Raw genomic sequence first — 20,648 nt, forward strand, 5'->3', positions numbered from 1 at the left:
TTTATTATTTTGATATTTACGCGCACTTTAAATAAAGGTTTTCACAAATGAAAAAGCATATATGGTTGATATTTTCATCGAGCTTATTAATGCCATTGGAAGCAAAAGAGCTTGAAATGAATGTGACGGAATTAAAGCAGGATATTGAAGTTATTGAAGTTTATGCTCAGAAAAGAGCACAAAGAATTGAAGAAGTAAGTATTTCAGTCAGTACAGTCAATGGCGTTGATATTAAGAAACAGCACTTTAAAGATTCAACAGAACTTTCAGTATTTTCGCCTAATTTAAAAATCAGTCAAAACGCCGCTGAAGGGACACCGCCAGCGGTTAATATACGAGGCGTGGGGTTAGTTGATTACAATACCGCTAATACATCTCCGGTGGCTATGTATGTTGATGATATAGCGGTTGGCTCTGCTAGTAACCAAATTGTAAACTTATTTGATATTGAGCAAATTGACATTTTGCGTGGCCCTCAAGGAACTTTATTTGGTCGTAACTCCACTGGCGGCGCTATTTTAATCCGCACTAAACGCCCTGAGTTTGAACAAAGTGGTTATTTAAGCACTGGTATTGCTAATAACAATGCGACCAGTGTTGATGCTATGCTTAATTCAGCTATTGGAGAAAACACCGCTTTTCGCATAGCGCTAAATCATCAAAATTATGATTATTCTACAAACAATATTTTTGCCGATTCACCAACCGCTGGCATGCGGCAAACAAATGGCCGAGTTTCTTTTTTAGCTGACTTTGACACTGTGCAGTTATTAATAAAAGGACATATTTCCGATTGGGATGGCATAGTTCAACCTGTTGGTAGCATTGGGGTTATTGCCAATCCACTGACAGGGGAGCGGTGCTCACCCGTACAGGCAGGTTCAACCAACTGTTTTGATAATTTTGGATTTAATGATGGCAGTGATGATTTTTATACAGTGAGCGTTAATAATAATTCACCACATAAAACAGAGGGCAAGGGGGTTAGCGCCCATGTTAATTGGCAATTGAACACACGCAATGAGCTTGTTTCACTAACTAGCTATAACCAGTTAAAGCGTGATCATGCCTTTAACTGTGATGGTTCTCCAGCACAGTTATGTGAAGGCAACTTAGGTTTAAATACTGATTTAGTAACGCAGGAATTTCGGTTGCAATCTCAGCTTGCGCAGCATTTTTTAACAACGGGAATTTATTATGCTGATGAGTCTATAAAACAAAACAACGTTAATGATATTTTACGGGATTATCGGGGTATTTTGCCGACAGATTTAACCGCTACTTTTTTCTATGACAATAAGATAAAAACAAAGAGTATTGCTGCGTTCACGCAACTTGACTACCAATTAAACCAATATTGGCTGATTACTGCTGGGCTTCGTTATTCTTATGAGTCTTTAGATTACGACTCAACTTCTCAGCTTAATATTATTTTAGATGCTAACGATTTAACCGGGGTTAAGGTGCCATTTTACAATGTTCAAGGAGCACAATCTGATAATGGAGTATCTGGACAATTAAGTGTTAATTATAAAATTTATGACTCTACAAATGTATATTATCGATTTGCCAATGGAGCAAAAAGCGGTGGTTATAATGGGGGTTTTTTGTCGTCTGTTGAACAGGCCCTGCTTGCTGATTATCAAAAAGAGCGATTGAACTCTCATGAGATTGGCTCAAAGTCCTGGTGGCCACAACAGGGTATTCGATTTAACTGGGCTGCATTTTATTATGATTATAATGATCAACAAGTGTTTATGAATCAGCCGTCAGTATCTGAGCAGAGCCCACCAATACAACTGTTAAAAAATGTTGCTGATTCAGTTATTTATGGATTAGAGGCTGAGCTAGATTATGGGATAACAAATGCTTTAAATATAAGCTTTGCAATGGGTTACATACCGCATGCAGAGTTTGAAGAATATGTTGATCCATTAGGTAACGCGTTAACTGATAATCGTTTGCCATTTACTTCAAAATGGAATATTAGCACGGGTATTGAATACAGTATTGAGCTGGCCAATCACCCATTAACAGCTCAATTATTAGTTGATTATCAATCGGACTACTATTTTGATCAGAATCAAAATTCTTATGCGATGCAAGATGGCTACAGTATTTTTAACGCGAATATACAATATCAATACGATAACTGGGGGATTGCCATTTGGGGTAAAAATCTATTTGGCACGCAATATAGCCACTTAAAATTTGATTTAAGCTCTTTTCTTGGCATGCTCGAAGACTTTAAAGGCGAGGGCAGGCGTTTTGGCTTAGATATTAGCTATCAGTTTTAATTCCGGTTTTTAATTTAAGGTGCGAAGTATGCCAATAAAGGCCGTTCTTAAGTTATTTCTATTTTATGTATTTATGTGCTTTGCTAATTTAGCAGTAGCAGAATCACTCGAGCCTTTCGCCTATACTTTAAAACAAAAAGATACCAATTTACTCAATAAAGGCAGCGTATATAAGGTAACCAATGGTCTTTTTCCCAGTAGTAATAGTGAGATAGAGGCATGGCTTGCACAAAAACAGCCACAACGAAGAGTAAGTTTTACCAGTGATAGCTTTTGGTTTGTTATTCAACTAGAAAATAACACCCATTTACAAGAGCTAGTGCTATATCCTTACAATACACTGGTTTCAAAAATTGAGACGCGTATTTACGATTTATCGAGCGTTGATGAGCCAATTAAACAATATCAAACAGGTGGATATTACCCCAACGAATTTGCTTTTCACTATGGTAATAAAGTCCAGTTAACTCCAAATAAACACTATTATTTAATAGCAAAATTTCAAAGTGATTATTTTTATAATCCTCCAAAATTAGTTCTTAAGCCCTATAATGACTTTTTTTCACAAATAACATCTGACAACATGATTATGTTGTTATGTTTTGGTATTGGCATCGCATTAGGTTTATATAATTTTCTTATTTACCTGGGTGATAGAGATATAACACATTTATATTATGCTATGTTTACAGCCTGCTGGGTGTTAGCTTGGAGTCAGTTTTTTCACATACCCGATCAAATTTTTGGCTTTTATAACGCCCATTTTCATTGGTTAGGTTTTACCTTAATTCCTATTACAAATATTTTGTTTTATAACAGCTTGCTTAAATTGAGAGAAATGTCTCCTCAATTATCACGATTGTCAATCTACTTAGGCATTTTTGCTGCTGCTGGTACGCCATTTGCGATGATTTGGCCTGGTTTTGGTTTTATTTGGGCCACTTTAGTAACCGCAGCTACTTTGTGCTTAGGTATGATTGTTGGTATACGTAGTTGGGTAAGTGGATTCAAGCCAGCGCGTTACTTTATTTTAGCTTATTTGGCGATGGCGATTCCTAATATGGTGGGTAATTTAACTAATTTAGGACTCATTGAGCCAATAAAAATGGATCTTTACTTATTTGGTCTTATTGGCACAGCGCTCGATGCGGTGTTACTTGCTTTTGCCGTAGCAAATAAATTTAGTATTTTACATCATGAGAATGTTGAGCTGACCAAAAATTTGGAACACAAAGTAGAGTTGCGTACCCAAGAATTACAAGAGTTGGCAGAAGAGCTTCGAGATGCAAGTGAAGCTAAAAGTCGGTTTTTAGCCAATATGAGTCACGAAATTCGAACTCCAATGACATCAATCATTGGTTATGCTGATGGTATTATTTTAGGTGATATACAGCCTCATGAGAGGAACCATGGTATTCGGGTGATTTTGCAAAATAGTCGTCATGTTCTTGGGTTAATTAATGACATTTTAGATATGTCAAAAATTGAAGCGAATCGTCTAGAAATAGAGTTGGTAGAAACTGACTTGTTTGCCACTATTGCTGAAATTGAATCGTTACTAGGAAAACAAATTCGTGACAAGGGCTTGAAATTTAAGCTTGATTATCAATTCCCATTACCTGATTGGATAGTCTCAGATCCAACTCGACTGAGACAGATATTATTAAATTTAGCAACCAATGCACTTAAATTTACTACCCAAGGCTATATAAAGTTAACGGTTAGCTGCAATAAAAAACAGCTAATTATTAAAGTGAAAGATACCGGAATTGGCATGACCGAAAATGAACAAAAGGACTTATTCACTCCCTTTCATCAAGCTGACTCATCGATCTCACGCAAATACGGGGGCACCGGTCTTGGATTAAATATATCAAAAAGCCTAGCAACTAAACTTGATGGTGATATTACGGTTTTTTCTGTGGTTGGGAACGGTAGTGAATTTTGTTTTACTATGGCACTGCAAACAACTACTCATACAAAATGGATTAACGTATTTGACGATATTTGTAAGTCACAAAATACAGAGATCCCTTTAGATAGTAATCAGCGAAATTTGATTGGTAGGGTACTAGTGGCTGAGGATCACCCAGAAAACCGACAGCTAATTAAGCGGATATTAGAGCGAATGGGTTTAACCGTCGTAGCAGTAGAAAATGGAAGAGATGCTGCGCAAGCGACACTAGATGAACAATTTGACTTAATTTTATTAGATATTCAAATGCCAATCATGGATGGTGAGGAAGCAATTCATATTATGCAAGCCACAGGTATAACGACTCCTATCGTTGCGCTTACCGCGAATACGATGAAGCATGAAGTCGATCGTTATTTAAGACAAGGTTTTACCGACCATATTGCCAAACCTATAGATAGGAGTTGTTTTAGCAGTAAAATTGCAAGTTATCTTGATATTGATGTATGCGAAGATATAAAGCTCCCTGATGATGAGTTTGCACTGCTAAGACAAGAATACATTAAAGGATTAAAAAAACAGAAAGATACATTACAGTTACAATTTAAGCAGGATGATAAAACAGGCTTTGCACGCAGCGTGCATATGATCAAAGGAACTGCAGGGATGTTTGAATATCAAGCGCTGTATCAACAGGCAGTTAGCTTGGAAACGAGTTTAAAGTTTTCTCCTACTGTTGTTGATACACACCAAGTTGATGCTCTACTCAACGCTATTGACGTTATTTTAGCTGCGGAAACTGCACCCTAAACATTTTATAATTGAATAACCGTTATACGTTTTCTGATAAAGACAATTAAGATCGTGTATGTTTAGATGTGCTTCCCTGCAGGAGGACTTATGCTATATCAACATATTATCGTGCCAGAAAATGGCGAAAATATACAAATAGATGACAAAGGGCATTGGCAAATACCAGCTCAACCAATTATTGCTTATATTGATGGCGATGGTGTAGGACTTGATGTAATGCCTGTGATGCGAAAAGTAGTTGATGCGGCTATTGAGCGATGCTATGGCGCAGCGCGAAGAATTCACTGGATGCAAGTCTACAATGGTGAGCAAGCCGCCAAGCTCTATGATGGTGACTGGTTTCCAGAGGAAACCATTAACGCAGTCCGTGACTGTAAAGTGGCGATTAAAGGGCCATTAACGACGCCGCTAGGTGGCGGGTTTCGCTCACTTAATGTGGCACTTCGTCATGAAATGGATTTATTTGTAAATATGCGCTCCATCAAAGGCTTTAGTGCGTTACCTTCACCATTAAAAGATCCATTTACTACTAATATTACTGTGCTGCGCGATAGTAGCGAAGATGTCTACTCTGGGATTGAATGGCAAGCGGGCAGTGTTGAAAGTGAAAAAATGCTCGATTTTTTGTGCGAAGAAATGGGCGTAACACGACTTCGCTTTACCCAAGAGTGTGGCTTAGGGATTAAAAATATATCTAAAGAAGGTTCAGAGCGTTTAATACGCTATGCAATTAATTACGCACTAAAAAATGACAGTGAATCGCTGACTTTAGTTCATAAAGGCAACGTTCTTAAATTTACCGATGGCGCATTTAAGCGCTGGGGCTTTGCGCTGGCAAAACAAGAATATAATGCCACAGAGCACCCAAATGGGCGTTGGCTTGAAATACAACGTGCTGATTTCCCGCCTCTTGTAATTAAAGAAGTGATTGCCGATAACATGCTGCAGCAGTGTTTAATGAACCCAGCTCAATTTGACGTGGTGGCCACGACCAATCAAAATGGCGATTTTTTAGCTGACATGCTCAGTGCACAGGTTGGGGGAGTGGGGATTATGCCTGCGGCAAATTTAAACAATGAAGTTGCGTTTTTTGAGCCAACTCATGGCACATTTGAGCGAATAGCAGGGCAAGATAAGGCAAATCCGAGTGGCAGTATATTAAGTGCAGTGCTAATGCTTAAGTTTATGGGATGGAATGAAGCGGCATGTGTAATTGAAAATGCGCTTCAAAGCACATTTGCCAGTGGGCAGGTTACGTTTGATTTAGCACAGTCAACTCCTGACTCGACAACCTTAAGCTGCAAACAATTTGCAAATAAGGTTATCGAGCACTTTTAAACAGCTGCATTTTAAGCTGCAGACGCGTTAGCTGTTTGTTTGCGGTGAACACATGGGCGCTCTGTTAGCTGCGCTGCTCTGTGATAAAGATCATCTGCGCTTGGCTCATCGCAGTGAGTACCACTGAGCGTATCCAATAATGCCACCACAATAATGGCAGGGACTTGGCAGCAGTGTTCATCTAAAACGGCTGCGGTTGTTTGTGCATCTACATGGCAATGCGGATGGCGTTTCCGCTGGTATGCATTTAATAAGGTATTAACGTCGAGGATATCGTTTTCTTGGTGTTTTGTTTTACGACATTTACAGCCAAATTCATCAACCAGTGTTGCAAGCGCTTGATAGACATGACGTGTTTCAAGTGTTGTTTTAGCGCATAATTGCTGCTTAATGAATTGATGTAAATTTGCATCAATAAATAACCCATCTTGTTGTGTGAAGCTTGCTGATGTTTGCATAATTATTACTCTTAGTTTGTTGGCTTAACTTCACTGTAGCGCTAAGTGTAATATTAATAAAATTGTTGTTTTCAATAACTGACATTGATCTAATCAATATTGTAATTAGTTACCTATCAGCCACTTTTTGTGCAAACGCTAACAACTCACGTCTAAGCCATTGATGCGCTGGTGTATGGTGTAATAAAGGGCTCCATATCATTTTTATTTCTATGGGCACAATTTGAAATGGCACAGGGCTGATCACTAAATTAGTGTGGCTGGTTAATAGTTTTGCTTGACGACGCGGCAGCGTTGCAATGAGCTGCTCTGATTGACACAGTAAACTGGCGATCATGTAATGACGGGTAAATACTCTTATTTTACGTGTTTGCTCTAATTGCCATAACGCTTCATCGACCCAACCTAATTTTTGTTTACCTGATTTATTGGTCACAGCAGGTTCGGGCCCCCAGCCTGCGCGGTTAACCCATATATGTTCACTTTGCAGGTACTGGTTTAAATTTGCATCGCTTAAAAAACTATTATTAGGATGAGTTAAACAGCAATAGTTATCGCGCCATACAGTCGCTTGATGAAAAGAGCGGGGCAGGCCATTAAAACGGTTTATTGCTAAATCAATGGTGCCTTTTTCCATATCTTGTAAGTTAACATCGCTTGGACTAAGCACATCAAAGTCGATGCCTGGATGTTTAGCTAGTTGCTCGCAAATAAAGGGGGCAATTAGGGTCGATTCTAAATAATCATTTGCCATGATTCGAAAAGTAACTTTGGCTGTAGCGGGGTTAAATTGCTCGCTGGGTTGAGTAATTTCTTCTGCCATTTTTAATAATGCTTCAATTTCAGGTTTAAGCGACAACGCTTTAGCTGTTGGTGTCATAGAGCCTGCTGCACGCACTAATAATGGATCATCAAATAAATCTCTTAAGCGTTTTAACGCATTACTCATAGCAGGTTGTGTAAGTGCCAGTTTATTAGCTGCTTTGGATACACTTTTCTCGTCTATGAGTACATTTAAATAGACGAGCAAGTTGAGATCAACGTTTCTTATATTCATATAATCAATTTCATTTATTTGCTGTATTAATTATCTAAATTAAAGTGTGCTTGCTAAGGTGTAAACCTCTAATCAAAAATAATCAGCATAATTGCTAAAAATAGAAACCCCTTTATCATGCCTAGCACGTCATTAAAATCAAAACATAATCCATTACAAGAACTTATTGCTACTAAACTGGCCCGAGCAGTATTTGCAGGGTTTGAGGCTATGTTTGCCCAGTTTTTAAATATTACCTTAGGGGCACAAAGCCGCTTTGAGCTGCGCCAGTATCATCAGGTGCAAGCGGCTATGCGTGAGCGCCTACAAGTGTATGAGCGCCAAGTAAAGCAGGTGAGTGAGACCGTTAAAGTGATCGCCTATGATGAGTTAAACTGCCCTCAAACATGGCAGCGCGCTAAAAACATATATGGCGAGATGGTTAAAGAGCATGAAAATCAGCCTATTGCGCATACGTTTTTTAATTCAACCTTTGGTGCTATTTGGGATGATAAAAAAATTCGCACGGTGCATTTATTTGTTTTAAAAGCAAAATACCGGGGGCAACCGCGTTCCTATGAAGGGCTAGTGAATCGTATTTCTTTAAAAACAGGATTTGAGCATGCGATTGAAACCTTATTAAATGAGCAAGTATTTAGAGTTCCCTTTAAAAATTTAAACAACGATTTAGCTAAACTGCAAACAACGTTAACTCGAGGGGCGCAGCAGCAATGCCGACAAGTATTTGAGCTAATTAATTTGAATGATGGTTACATTGAATACGCCAATTCTCATTTTTACCGAAATAAAGCCTGTTATATAATAGGCCGGTGCATTGCTAAAAATGGCGACAATATGCCCTTTGCAATCGCCATTTTAAATACCTCAGAAGGGCTCATTATAGACGCAGTGATGATGGGAGCCGATCAGCTAAGCTTATTATTTGGCTTTGCGCGTACCTATTTTATGGTAGATACCGACCAACCTGCACGGTATGTAGATTACTTAAGTGTGCTAATGCCGCACAAACAACGCTTTGAATTATTTAATGCGATTGGTTTTATTAAACATGCGAAAACAGAATTTTATCGTTATAAGGTTGATACCACCAAAAATAGCCCCAAAGAACACAAGTATCATTTAGCGCCAGGTACACCGGGTATGGTAATGCTGGTTTTCACTATTGAGGGTTTAGACTATGTGTATAAGGTTATAAAAGATAAGTTTAGTGCACCAAAAACAGCGACTAAACAACAAGTAAAAGATAAATATAACTTTGTAAAACAAGCCGACAGAGTGGGACGGTTAGTTGATACGCATGAATTTAGATACCTCGCATTTGATTTAAGTCGTTTTAGCGATGAACTACTAATACAAATGAAAAAACACATAGGTGACAGCTTAATAATTTCGGGTAAGGCGTTAATACTCAAACATGTTTATGTTGAGCGAAAAATGACACCGCTTAATTTGTATATTAATCAATGCAATAGTAAATCACTGCAGCAGGTGATGATTGATTATGGTAAAGCAATTAAAGAGCTTGCTAGTGCCAATATTTTTGCCGGGGACATGCTAATGAAAAACTTCGGTGTAACGCGCTGGGGCCGAGTGGTATTTTATGATTACGATGAAATTTGTCCGCTAAGTGATTGTAATTTTAGAGAGGTGCCAACTGCCCATAACGCGTTAGAAGAACTAAACTCACACGCTTATTTTGATGTAGACCCGAATGATATTTTTCCTAGTCAATTTAAGGTATTTTTTAGTGCCAGTCACGGTGCATTTAGCCACTTTAATCATCATCACAGTGACTTATTTAGTGTAAAGTATTGGCAAATGATACAACATCAGATTAAACAAGGTCAGCTCGCCAACGTTTACCCTTACAAACAAAGTTGGCGTTTTAACAATATGCCGGAATAACACAAAATATGAGGAGATTTATGCAGTACATTTCACATCAAGATCAGCAGTTAGTGTTTGCACAAACGGATAAACCCAGAATTAGCAGCAATGAAGTGCTGGTTAAAGTGGCTGCCATTGGGGTTAATCGTGCTGACTGTATGCAGCGTCAGGGTAAGTATCCAGCACCTAAAGGAGACAGCCCTATTCTAGGCCTTGAATGTGCAGGTACAGTGTGTGAACTTGGCAGTGAGGTAGACCCTAAGTGGCAAGGTAAACGTATTTTTACTTTGTGTGCTGGTGGCGCCTATAGTGAGTATGTAGCCGTAGATGCGCAGCAGTTAATGGTATTGCCAGATGATATTTCGATGGCGCAAGGTGCCGCTATTAGTGAAGTGTATTTAACGGCCTTTGGCGCATTATTTGAGTTAGGCAAACTACAGTCAGGGCAAACGGCTCTTATTCATGCGGGCGCCAGTGGCGTGGGTGGGGCGGCTATTCAAATGGCAAAAAGTGCCGGTGCACAGGTAGTTATAACCGCAGGCTCAGACGACAAATGTCAGCACGCTAAACGATTAGGAGCTGACCACGTAATTAACTATAAAACCACTGATTTTGTTGAATACATGAAATCAAATAAGCTCACTGCTAACGTAATTGTTGATCCCGTTTCGGGCAGTTATTTAAATAAAAATGCCAAAGTGGCGGCAATGGATTGTCAGATTGTGATGCTGGCATTTTTAGACGGGCGCTTTGCTGAGGTAGATTTTGCATGTTTATTACAAAAGCGAATTTCGTTTCATGCCTCAACATTACGTAATCGCAGTATTGCGTTCAAACGTGCGTTAAGAAATGCATTTGTAGCGCGTTTTTATGAGCATATAACTAATCAACACTATGACGTTAATATTTATAAAACCATGCCATGGCAACAAGCCAGTGAAGCGCATGCTATTTTGGAACGCAACGAAAACTCAGGTAAAGTTGTGTTACTGGTAGAGTGACACAAAGAGTAATGCAGGATTAATATTGTTAATCCTGCATTGAGCTCATATAATTTACTGAACGATTAAATTTTAAGGTTAATAATGAATCCAATTATTGCAATATTAAAAGAGCACAATGTAAGTGATGAAAAGGTAGCGGCATTATTTGAAGCATTTACCCAAAATCCAATGATGGCGATGGCATTAGTACAAGAGCTGGGCATTCCACCAGAAAAGTTACAGCAATTGATGGCAGTAGTAATGACTCAACCACATTTAATTAAAGAAGCAACCGATGAGTTAGGTTTAGACTTTGCTAAAGTACAACAAGCGAAAGATAAGTTAAACCAGCAGTAAATCTCACCTAGAGGCATGCTTTATGGCTGTCTCTATTGTTAAACATGTTTTGTTACACCTTCTTTTGAACTGCTTTACGTTTATACAGTCAGATAAACACATAATTGACTTATAGTAGAGGCAAAGCATGAAAGGACTTTATAAATTTTGGAAAAATAATCGTTCTTTAATTGTATTCATTCTTTTAATGAGTGTATCTCGAAGTGCCGTGGCTGATTGGTATGAAGTGCCAACAGGGTCTATGAAACCTACAATTAAAGAAGGTGACCGAATTCTTACCGATAAAATGGCGTATGACTTACGCATACCATTCACCCATGTATCCCTCTTAAGACTGGCAGAGCCGCAAAATGGCGATATTGTTGTGTTTGATTCAACAGTGGCGGATAACCGTTTAATAAAACGCGTTATTGGCACACCGGGTGATACTGTTTCATTTAAAAATAACGAATTGACGATTAATGGCAAGAAACTAAGTTATAGTACCTTAAATGAGAGCATGGAGTGGCTAGACAAAACTGAGACCTTAAAGGGTCATGCTCATACAATACGGCTTACCAAATCGGCAGTAAGCTTAGTAGAGTTTCCAGCAACACGCATAGCAGCAGATCATTACCTAGTTATGGGTGATAACCGCGATAACAGTGCTGATTCAAGAGTGATTGGCTTAGTCCCGCGTGAGGAGTTACTGGGTCGGGCAGAACGAGTGATCGTGTCCCTTGATTATGACAATTATTACTTGCCAAGAAGAAACCGATTTTTAAAGCGTTTAGAATAAAAACTAACGACTGCAATGGCTAAACACCATTGGTTAGCTATAACTATTTGTCACAATTGATATTTATTAAGGCATTAATCAATATCAATTGAATAGGCTTCTAATAACTTATTAAGCTTGAGTTGCTCTGATGCATCAAATTCGATACCAACACTTAAACGGTCACCTTTCATTTGATTATTTCGTATAAACGAAGTGATAATCACCGGCTCGTTGTCTAACGGGGAAAGTATATGCACAAACACTTGGCGTTTTTTCAGTGCTACAAATCCAGAACTGACGTGTATAGCAAAGCGGCAACCCGTGGGTGAAATATCAATAATTAAACCGTGGAGTAAACTTTTACTATCGGCATCATGGTCGCCTTTGTGCAAACTAATTTTAGCAGGGATGTGTGTTGGTAATCTGCTTTTCTCACGTAGCTGACGGCTTTCAATCTTTTTAGGGTAAGCTAAATAAATTAATCGTTCAGGGCGAATTGAAATTGCCAATATACTAGTTGAAAAGGCAACACACTCACCACGTTCATCTTCAATGATGTAACGCACAATGGCGCCTTTCCCTTCAACAAGAATATCGCTGTAATCATTTTTACCCGCTTGGGCTGGGTATTTTAATATTAAATATTTACCGGTATCGTAGCCAATTAACGTGAGTTTAAAGCGAACCTGAATAGGGTTGTTAAATTGTATATCAATCAACTTCCCTGGAAGTAGATCAAGAAAAAACTTCTTTTGAGCTTCGGTTGGTTTACTTTCAATAGTGGTATTATTTTTATTTGTTTCCACAAACACTTTCTCAATATTAACAGAGTTTTAATTATGTTTGAATATTATGTAAAAATCACTAGTACAAAAGAGGGTATTTTAAAAAAGGGATTAATAGTTTGTGATTATTATAGTACAAAAGTTAAAACAGACGCTATTTTTTTAAACATATGACTTTCCTTTAAATTGATGAGGTTTCACTTAAATTTTACGCAGGGTTATTAGCTTGCGATCACTTTTCAATCGATAAATTATGGGTACATGTTATAGTCACTTACACTGATTTTTTTATTTAAAGCAACAAAAGGCATAACTATGATCGTCAACATGCTTGATAAATTAATATTCGCTTGCGCTTATATTGTTGCACTGCAACTACCGCAACTGAGCGATCATTATCAGCAAAACCTAGCGGGGATGTTCTATGTAACCAAAGGGCAAGTGGATGGTTATGCAGAGACTGCTAAGCAATATAAGTTTCCTAGTACACAAACGATGATAAATCGTCATTTGACAAACGTTGAGCTGAGTGTCAGAGCTGATGCAAAACAAAAACAGCAAACTCTGGCGCTATTTACTGATTTAAAACAGGGTGTAGTAATATTTGAGCAAGGTAATTTGCTGCAAAAAATGGTGTATATGTTCTCGTTCGAGCGTTTTGATAGGTTACAAAATACACTTGATAACTTTAAGCTAGGCATTCCTTTAACGGCCAGTGCCTTATTGTTTGCGCTGATATTAGCGATTATATTAAATCAGCTTGTTATGTTACCGCATACTTTATATGTTGCTTATAAAAAACGAAATACATCCAATTCGCTCAAACTGTATTATTGATGTTACGCAATAAAAAAGCCGCTAAATATTAGCGGCTCTTAACGATAATAATTACATTACGCGCATACCCGGCTCAGAGCCATCGTCTGGGTTAAGAATGTAAATTTCTTTACCACCTGGTCCTGCGGCAAGTACCATGCCTTCAGACATGCCAAAACGCATTTTACGTGGTTTAAGGTTAGCAACCATTACCGTTAACTTACCTTCAATGTCTTCTGGTGCATAAGCCGATTTGATACCAGCAAATACTTGGCGAGTTTCACCGCCTAAATCAAGGGTTAACTTAAGTAGTTTATCTGCGCCGTCTACGTGTTCGGCTTTAGCAATTTTAGCTATACGCAGGTCTACTTTTGCAAAGTCATCAAACTCAATCTCTTCGCTAATAGGCTCTTTTGCAAGCGGGCTATTAGGATCGATTTTATCTTTTTCAGCGATTAGGCTTTCTTTTGATTCTTCAACCATTTTGTTTACCTTATCCATGTCTACACGTTGCATTAACGGCTTAAATTTATTGATAGGGTGGTTTACTAACGCTGTTTGCGCACCTTGCCATGACAGCTCATCATTTAAAAAAGCTTCAACATTAGTTGCCATACCAGGTAACACTGGTTTTAAATAGGTGATCAATACGCGAAATAGGTTAAGTCCTAGTGAACAAACCTGATGCGCTTCTTCTTGTTTTGACTCATCTTTAATAAGCACCCAAGGCGCTGCATTATCAATAAACTGGTTTGCTTTATCAGCAAGTGCCATGATTTCACGAATTGCACGGCTGTATTCACGGCTCTCATAATATTCGGTGATTGTAGCCGATGCGTTTTGGAATTCTGCAAGTAATTGAGGTTGCATAACCGTATTGCTCAGCTTAGCGTCGAACTTTTTAGTAATAAAACCAGCACAACGACTGGCAATATTGACTACTTTACCCACTAAGTCTGAATTTACACGCAGGGCAAAATCTTCTAGGTTTAAATCTAAATCGGTAATGCCACCATTAAGTTTAGCTGCGTAGTAGTAACGTAAAAATTCTGGATCTAGGTTATCTAAATACGTACGCGCTTTAATAAACGTGCCTTTTGATTTAGACATTTTTGCGCCATTGACCGTAACAAACCCATGGGCGAATACGTTAGTTGGCTTTCTAAATTGAGCGCCTTCTAACATCGCAGGCCAAAATAGGCTGTGGAAGTAGATGATGTCTTTACCGATAAAGTGGTAAAGCTCAGCGTTTGAGCCTTCTTGCCAAAATGCATCAAAGTCGATGCCTTGCTTATCACATAAGTTTTTAAAGCTGGCCATATAACCAATAGGTGCATCTAGCCATACGTAAAAGTATTTACCTGGTGCGTTTGGAATTTCAAAACCAAAGTAAGGTGCATCACGGCTAATGTCCCACTGTTGCAAGCCATCGGCAAACCACTCATCTAACTTGTTGGCCATTTCTTGTTGAATTGTGCCTGAGTGTAGCCACTCTTTAAGCATGTTTTCAAAGGCGGGCAAATCAAAAAAGTAGTGCTCAGAATCTTTTAATATGGGCTCAGCACCCGACATGACAGATCGCGGGTTAATCAGCTCAGTTGGGCTGTAAGTTGCGCCACACGCATCACAGCTATCACCGTTTTGATCTTCTGATTTACACGTTGGGCAGGTGCCAGTAACAAAGCGATCTGGCAGAAAAATGCCTTTCTCTGGATCGAATAACTGTGAAATAGTGTGCTTTTTAATATGACCGGCATCGTTAAGACGGTTATAAATAAGCTCACTAAATTCTTTATTTTCTTGGCTATGGGTACTGTGGTAATTATCAAATTTGATATTAAAATCAGCAAAGTCGCGTTGGCGCTCGATGCTAACGTTTTTGACCATTTCCTCTGGCGTGATCCCTTGCTTTTGCGCATTAAGCATAATAGGTGTGCCATGAGCATCATCGGCGCACACATAGTATGCTTCGTGGCCTTGTAGTTTTTGAAAACGCGACCAAATATCAGTCTGAATATACTCTAATAAATGCCCTAAATGCGTAGGGCCATTGGCATAAGGTAATGCGCTAGTGATCAGGATCTTTCGCTGTGCCATAATTATTCCGAATTAAGCGTTCCTAGTTAGGAACAGATGAAAATTATTACATTATCGATAAGCGAGGTGAGAACAACGCACACTGCTTGTCGATATTTACTAATTGACTGGTGTTAATGTCCTGAATGTTACATAATTCCGCAGCACTTTTCATCAAAGAAACGCTATTTTATTGCTATGTTTGGACTGTCGAAACTATTCTCTACAAAATCGGTGCAAAAACAGCCGATTATTTCTGCTCTTGCGGCCTATCGCAGTGCTGCTTTCGCGGTGGGTATTGAGCAAGATTTTATTACTGATATCACTCAACACACCGATAAATCGATTACAGTTAAACTCATTCTTCCTTTTGCGGCGCAATCTGAAATGCCGTACGTGGCTCAATTTTTGACTGAGCGTTTAAAGGTTGATGTAAACGTAACGGCCAGTGTTCACCTCAAAGAGGCTGCAAAATTTAAAGCCATTAAACATATTGTTTTAGTGGCCTCAGGTAAAGGAGGAGTGGGTAAATCCACCACCGCAGTTAACCTTGCGGGTTCGCTTAAAAATGAAGGCGCTAAAGTAGGCATACTGGATGCTGATATTTATGGCCCGTCAATTCCAATGTTATTGGGATTAGTGGGCAGTGAACCTGTCACTAAAGACAATAAACAATTACAACCGTTTGACGCTAACGGCATTAAAGCGCAATCAATCGGCTTTTTAGTCCCTAGCGACGATGCCACTGTTTGGCGCGGGCCTATGGCTTCAGGCGCGCTTAGTCAGTTATTAAATGAAACTGATTGGGGTGAACTTGACTACTTAATTGTCGATATGCCGCCAGGCACAGGCGATATTCAATTAACTATGAGTCAAAAAGTGCCTGCTAGCGGCACAGTCATTGTGACCACACCGCAAGATTTAGCCCTTGCTGATGCGCAAAAAGGCATTGCTATGTTTAACAAAGTAAATGTGCCCGTGCTCGGTTTAATTGAAAATATGAGCCATTATATTTGTGGGCATTGCGGCGAAGCCAATCATGTATTTGGTAAAGATGGGGCGCAAAAGTTAGCCATGAAGCATGGTGTGCCGGTGCTTTGCCATATTCCGCTTGCGATTGATATCAGAGAATACTCTGAGCAAGGTAAGTTGATTGCCAATGATGCAAGTGCAGCTATTAGCAAAACTTACAGCGCGGCCGCACGATTGATTGCCAGCACGCTTTACTATCAACACCATCACAACGCGATTGAAGTTGTGATAACGGAAGATTAAAATGAGACTTTCAGATACACATATTAAAGAATACTTGAACGACGGGCGCATTATCATTGAGCCGGCGCCTACCAGTGAAATGATTTCCGGGGTGACTGCGGATCTTCGTTTAGGAAATAAATTTAGAACATTTCATGCGCATAACGCCGCTTATGTTGATTTAAGTGGCCCAAAAGATCAGCTTAATAAAGCACTTGAATCAATTATGAGTGACGAGATTGTATTAGCTGAAGGTGAGGCGTTCTTTTTGCATCCAGGCGAGCTTGCGCTAGCAATTACCTATGAAAAAGTAACCCTACCTGCAGATATTGTTGGTTGGTTAGATGGCCGTTCATCGTTGGCACGTTTAGGTTTAATGGTGCATGTAACGGCGCACCGAATTGATCCTGGCTGGAGTGGTAATATTGTTTTAGAATTTTATAACTCCGGAAAACTTCCACTGGCGCTTAGACCTATGATGAAAATAGGTGCAATGAGCTTTGAAACCCTTACAGGCCCGTGTGAAAACCCTTATAACACTCGCATCGATGCAAAATACAAAGATCAAAATAGTGCTGTGGCGAGTCGTATAAGTGACGATAAATAACTAAGCTAAACAATCGCTTATTTTTCTAATTGATGAAGCGCATAACCTAACAGTTGAAAATAATGGTTAAGCGCTTCATTGGCGTGTAACGTGTGTTTTAGCTCAGGATAAATTAAATTATTATTACTTAACCCGCCGACTAAGAAACTGTTTTTGATTGTTTTATGCTCATTGATACAGGCTTCAAAACAGCGAGCAGCCAATTCCTCAGGCATACTCATATAGTGTTGATTATGCGCTTTATCGAACGCAATACATTTGTTTACAAATTCATTGGCATGCTCGCCGTTTTGCTCTAAAAACACCTGCTTATAAAATTGATTTAATGCATCGTTAAGCGGGTGGCTTAAGTCGGGAGTATTTGATAACCATAATTTAGAAGCGAAACCAAACCGAGTTTTTGATTTAAATAAATGCTCACTAATATGATGATCAAAAGCATGAAACCATTCATGGGCTAAAGCGCCACCGCCTGCATTTTTAGCAAGTGCAAGGGTTTGATCATACGCATTATAATGTGCTTGCACGCCTTTTTGCCCACCGTGGCCAAAAGCAAAATTAAGTTTGCCACGCAGGCCAATAGCAGTGGGTGGTAAATGCAAAATTTGCGCTAAATCTGCTAGCGCATCATAAATTAAGTTGGCACTAATAAAACGCTCTTCTTTGGTCACCCACTTACCAACTACCATAGAGCGAAAACCAAACGTGGTTCTTATATCACTAAAATCAACTTGGTCGTCAAAACGATAGTCGGGGCCTTGGCGAGTAAATCCGCGCTTTAATCGAGAGGTGGTATTACGCATTGGTTATGTTATTGCTGTTTATACATCATAAGTAACGTGCTTTTACGTGAGCAGGCATGTGTTGGGTTTGTTTTTCTATTAATTCATATAATAAATTATAAAGTGGCGTTGGATTGAGTGCTTCGATAAACAATAAGCTATGCGCTACCGCTTCAAGGGTCGATAAGCTATCTGCTCTTGGGGCTTTACGAATAGCGTAACGGTTAGTTGGAACATGTTTAAAACTTATTGTTTTAAACTGTTGTAATAACGGCGTTAATTGTAAAATTTTAAAGGCTTTACTCCATGTCCCATCAATGACAATTAAGTGTGTAATGGGCTGCAAATTTTCACTCTTATTGGGTATATCTAACTCAATAGCGCGCTCGTTGGGGTAGAGTAAAACGGTTGTACTTAATGGCAAGGTTTGTAAACAGGCGAAATCCTGATTATTTTCGCCTATGATGATAGTGCAGCGTTTTAAACTCAATGCTAATAGCTGTGCGGTATTTTTGCTAACTTTTACTTCACTTGGGTGCTGTAAAACAATAACCTGAGTACGGTTATTAACATTTATAATTGCGCTACAGATACAGGTTCTTAGCGAAAAATGACAGTGTTGACAAAGGGCGCGAGCCATAAGTTAACCTTGCGGTTAATGGATTTGACGCAATTATACATTTTTGCATTAATAAAGTTGGTTTTTTTTGTGCTTCGATATAGAGTATTAGGGGATGAATTCAATCGACTAACCGGATCAAAAGGCATTGACATGACTGATATTAGTATCGACGAGTCCGCTTTAAAGAATATGGAATCGCTGTTAGGTGAACAATTCCCAGAGACACTGGCGTTTTGTTGTGCGGAACTTGAACGATTGGCTAGCGAAGTTATTGCTAACCTCGGCCAAGATAAAGAAGCCGCTATTCGCAATGCTCATAGTTTAAAATCTAATGCGGCTCAATTTGGTGCGATAAGTTTAGCCGAAGTTGCTCGCTTGGTTGAATATAATTTAAATAATGCTAACGAGCAGCAAGCGGTTGATGCAGTAAATAGGTTGATGGCGCAAGTTACTGGCTCACAAGCAAAACTCAATGCATGGTTAGCACAGCGCTAAATGTAGATAACAAAAAGAGTGTTAACGTGAATTTTTTTCAGTTTTAAGCGCTTATTTTTTCTAGTAATTCACGGATTTATTAAGTTAGTCTAATGATTAACCCGCTCTTTAGAGGTAACAATGTCAGAAATAAAAAAGAGTCATAAACTAGACGGCGTCTGTTATGACATCCGTGGTCCTGTTTTAGTACAAGCTAAAAAAATGGAAGACGAAGGCCAAAAAGTACTCAAGCTTAATATAGGCAACCCCGCAGCATTTGGTTTCGATATGCCAGAGGATATGCATCGCGATATAATTCGTAATTTATATTCGGCGCAAGGATACTGTGACTCTAAAGGGCTTTATTCTGCTCGTGTTGCTATTTATCAGCATTATCAACAACGTGGTTTATTTAATTTAGATGTAGATAATATTTATATTGGTAATGGCGTAAGCGAGCTTATTCAAATGGTCACCCAAGCGCTGTTGAACAATGACGATGAAGTGTTAATTCCTGCGCCTGATTACCCTCTTTGGACTGCGTCGGTAAAGTTAGCGGGTGGTAATCCTGTTCACTATTTATGTGATGAAGAACAAGATTGGTTTCCCGACATTGCAGACATTAAAAGCAAAATTACATCTAAAACCAAAGCTCTGGTACTCATAAATCCAAACAACCCAACAGGGGCTGTGTACAGTGACGCCTTGCTTGAAGAGTTGATCAGTATTGCCCGAGAGCACAAACTGTTACTGTTGAGTGATGAAATATACGAGAAAATTTTATACGATGGTATTAGCCATACTTCTATTGGTGCATTGTGCGACGATATTCCAGTGATTACTTTTAATGGCTTAGCTAAAACCTATCGTGCAGCTGGGCTTAGAATGGGTTGGATGGTGCTAAGTGGTCGTACCGCATTAATGAGTGATTTAATTAAAGGCTTAGACATTCTTGCCTCAATGCGACTATGCGCAAACGTGCCCGCGCAATATGCAATTCAGCAAGCGCTGGGTGGGGTACAATCTATAGATAGCTTAATTGACCCAGGTGGGCGCTTATATGTGCAGCGAGATATTGCTTGGCGTGGGTTAAATGCAATTGAGGGGATCAGCTGTAAAAAGCCAAAAGGGGCACTTTACGCCTTTCCAAAAGTCGATATTGCACACTTTAACATTAAAAACGATGAGCAAATGATGTTTGATCTGTTAAAAGCAGAAAAAATATTATTAGTGCATGGTCGTGCGTTTAATTGGCCAGAGCCGGATCATTTTAGGTTAGTGTTTTTACCTAATAAAGATGATTTGAGCAGCGCGATGATGAAAATGCAGCGTTTTTTCAAAGATTACCGACAAGAATAGACGAAAGA

At 39.1% G+C, this 20,648-nt stretch carries 18 protein-coding genes; 12 read left to right on the forward strand and 6 right to left on the reverse strand.

The genetic code is table 11. The features are described from left to right. The first annotated feature begins 47 nt into the window (after positions 1–47). The 3 genes from AC6H44_RS06500 (at position 48) to icd (ending at position 6,363) form a co-directional block, all read left to right on the forward strand. Complete coding sequence (locus AC6H44_RS06500; protein WP_500738068.1) at positions 48–2,297, forward strand: TonB-dependent receptor; 2,250 nt, start codon at positions 48–50, stop codon at positions 2,295–2,297. Positions 2,298–2,325: 28 nt separating this feature from the next. After that, on the forward strand, positions 2,326–5,022 hold the full coding sequence (locus tag AC6H44_RS06505) for a 7TM diverse intracellular signaling domain-containing protein (RefSeq protein ID WP_500738069.1): 2,697 nt from the start codon (positions 2,326–2,328) through the stop codon (positions 5,020–5,022). A 90-nt stretch (positions 5,023–5,112) separates the two neighbouring features. Then, the gene (gene icd, locus AC6H44_RS06510) at positions 5,113–6,363 is read left to right on the forward strand and encodes an NADP-dependent isocitrate dehydrogenase (protein ID WP_500738070.1); all 1,251 of its coding nucleotides are present in this window, start codon (positions 5,113–5,115) and stop codon (positions 6,361–6,363) included. A gap of 11 nt (positions 6,364–6,374) precedes the next feature. Here icd and AC6H44_RS06515 read toward each other — a convergent pair whose 3' ends face one another. Both AC6H44_RS06515 and AC6H44_RS06520 read right to left on the reverse strand, forming a co-directional pair. Then, complete coding sequence (locus AC6H44_RS06515) at positions 6,375–6,821, reverse strand: hypothetical protein (RefSeq protein WP_500738071.1); 447 nt, start codon at positions 6,819–6,821, stop codon at positions 6,375–6,377. A gap of 109 nt (positions 6,822–6,930) precedes the next feature. Continuing rightward, positions 6,931–7,878 (reverse strand): LysR family transcriptional regulator, encoded by a 948-nt coding sequence (locus AC6H44_RS06520; RefSeq protein WP_500738072.1) that lies wholly within the window; start codon positions 7,876–7,878, stop codon positions 6,931–6,933. Positions 7,879–7,995: 117 nt separating this feature from the next. On the opposite strand from AC6H44_RS06520, the gene aceK reads away from it, so the two are divergent. The 4 genes from aceK to lepB all read left to right on the forward strand — a co-directional run bounded on the left by aceK (position 7,996) and on the right by lepB (position 11,883). Next, entirely contained in the window at positions 7,996–9,783 is a 1,788-nt protein-coding gene (gene aceK / locus AC6H44_RS06525) for a bifunctional isocitrate dehydrogenase kinase/phosphatase (protein WP_500738073.1), read from the forward strand. Between the two features lie 20 nt (positions 9,784–9,803). Then, a complete protein-coding gene (locus AC6H44_RS06530) occupies positions 9,804–10,766 on the forward strand; it encodes a zinc-binding dehydrogenase (protein WP_500738074.1) in 963 nt (320 codons plus the stop codon). Between the two features lie 84 nt (positions 10,767–10,850). Then, positions 10,851–11,105, forward strand: coding sequence for a DUF2999 family protein (locus tag AC6H44_RS06535; RefSeq protein WP_500738075.1), 255 nt, complete (start codon positions 10,851–10,853; stop codon positions 11,103–11,105). Positions 11,106–11,232: 127 nt separating this feature from the next. Next, positions 11,233–11,883: a signal peptidase I gene (gene lepB / locus AC6H44_RS06540; protein WP_500738076.1), complete on the forward strand. Its 651-nt coding sequence runs from the start codon at positions 11,233–11,235 to the stop codon at positions 11,881–11,883. 74 nt (positions 11,884–11,957) lie between these two features. On the opposite strand, the gene AC6H44_RS06545 is transcribed toward lepB, so the two are convergent. Continuing rightward, positions 11,958–12,671, reverse strand: coding sequence for a flagellar brake domain-containing protein (locus AC6H44_RS06545; protein ID WP_500738077.1), 714 nt, complete (start codon positions 12,669–12,671; stop codon positions 11,958–11,960). Between the two features lie 294 nt (positions 12,672–12,965). Between AC6H44_RS06545 and AC6H44_RS06550 the strand changes: the two genes are divergently transcribed. After that, positions 12,966–13,487, forward strand: coding sequence for a DUF2937 family protein (locus AC6H44_RS06550; protein WP_500738078.1), 522 nt, complete (start codon positions 12,966–12,968; stop codon positions 13,485–13,487). 51 nt (positions 13,488–13,538) lie between these two features. Here AC6H44_RS06550 and metG read toward each other — a convergent pair whose 3' ends face one another. Beyond that, positions 13,539–15,563, reverse strand: coding sequence for a methionine--tRNA ligase (gene metG, locus AC6H44_RS06555; protein ID WP_500738079.1), 2,025 nt, complete (start codon positions 15,561–15,563; stop codon positions 13,539–13,541). A gap of 177 nt (positions 15,564–15,740) precedes the next feature. Here metG and apbC point away from each other — a divergent pair, with 177 nt between their 5' ends. Then, complete coding sequence (gene apbC, locus AC6H44_RS06560; RefSeq protein WP_500738080.1) at positions 15,741–16,817, forward strand: iron-sulfur cluster carrier protein ApbC; 1,077 nt, start codon at positions 15,741–15,743, stop codon at positions 16,815–16,817. Position 16,818: 1 nt separating this feature from the next. Continuing rightward, on the forward strand, positions 16,819–17,403 hold the full coding sequence (dcd, locus tag AC6H44_RS06565; RefSeq protein ID WP_500738081.1) for a dCTP deaminase: 585 nt from the start codon (positions 16,819–16,821) through the stop codon (positions 17,401–17,403). Positions 17,404–17,420: 17 nt separating this feature from the next. Here dcd and AC6H44_RS06570 read toward each other — a convergent pair whose 3' ends face one another. Both AC6H44_RS06570 and AC6H44_RS06575 read right to left on the reverse strand, forming a co-directional pair. After that, positions 17,421–18,206: a CLCA_X family protein gene (locus AC6H44_RS06570; protein ID WP_500738082.1), complete on the reverse strand. Its 786-nt coding sequence runs from the start codon at positions 18,204–18,206 to the stop codon at positions 17,421–17,423. 25 nt (positions 18,207–18,231) lie between these two features. Further along, entirely contained in the window at positions 18,232–18,825 is a 594-nt protein-coding gene (locus tag AC6H44_RS06575) for a tRNA-uridine aminocarboxypropyltransferase (RefSeq protein WP_500738083.1), read from the reverse strand. Between the two features lie 132 nt (positions 18,826–18,957). Here AC6H44_RS06575 and AC6H44_RS06580 point away from each other — a divergent pair, with 132 nt between their 5' ends. Together AC6H44_RS06580 and AC6H44_RS06585 are read left to right on the forward strand one after the other, a co-directional pair. Continuing rightward, positions 18,958–19,302 carry an Hpt domain-containing protein gene (locus AC6H44_RS06580; protein ID WP_500738084.1) on the forward strand — a complete coding sequence of 115 codons (345 nt, stop codon included), beginning with the start codon at positions 18,958–18,960 and terminating at the stop codon, positions 19,300–19,302. Between the two features lie 120 nt (positions 19,303–19,422). Beyond that, entirely contained in the window at positions 19,423–20,640 is a 1,218-nt protein-coding gene (locus AC6H44_RS06585; protein ID WP_500738085.1) for a pyridoxal phosphate-dependent aminotransferase, read from the forward strand. Positions 20,641–20,648 lie beyond the last annotated feature (8 nt).

Source organism: Pseudoalteromonas sp. TAP-3C, assembly GCF_059888565.1.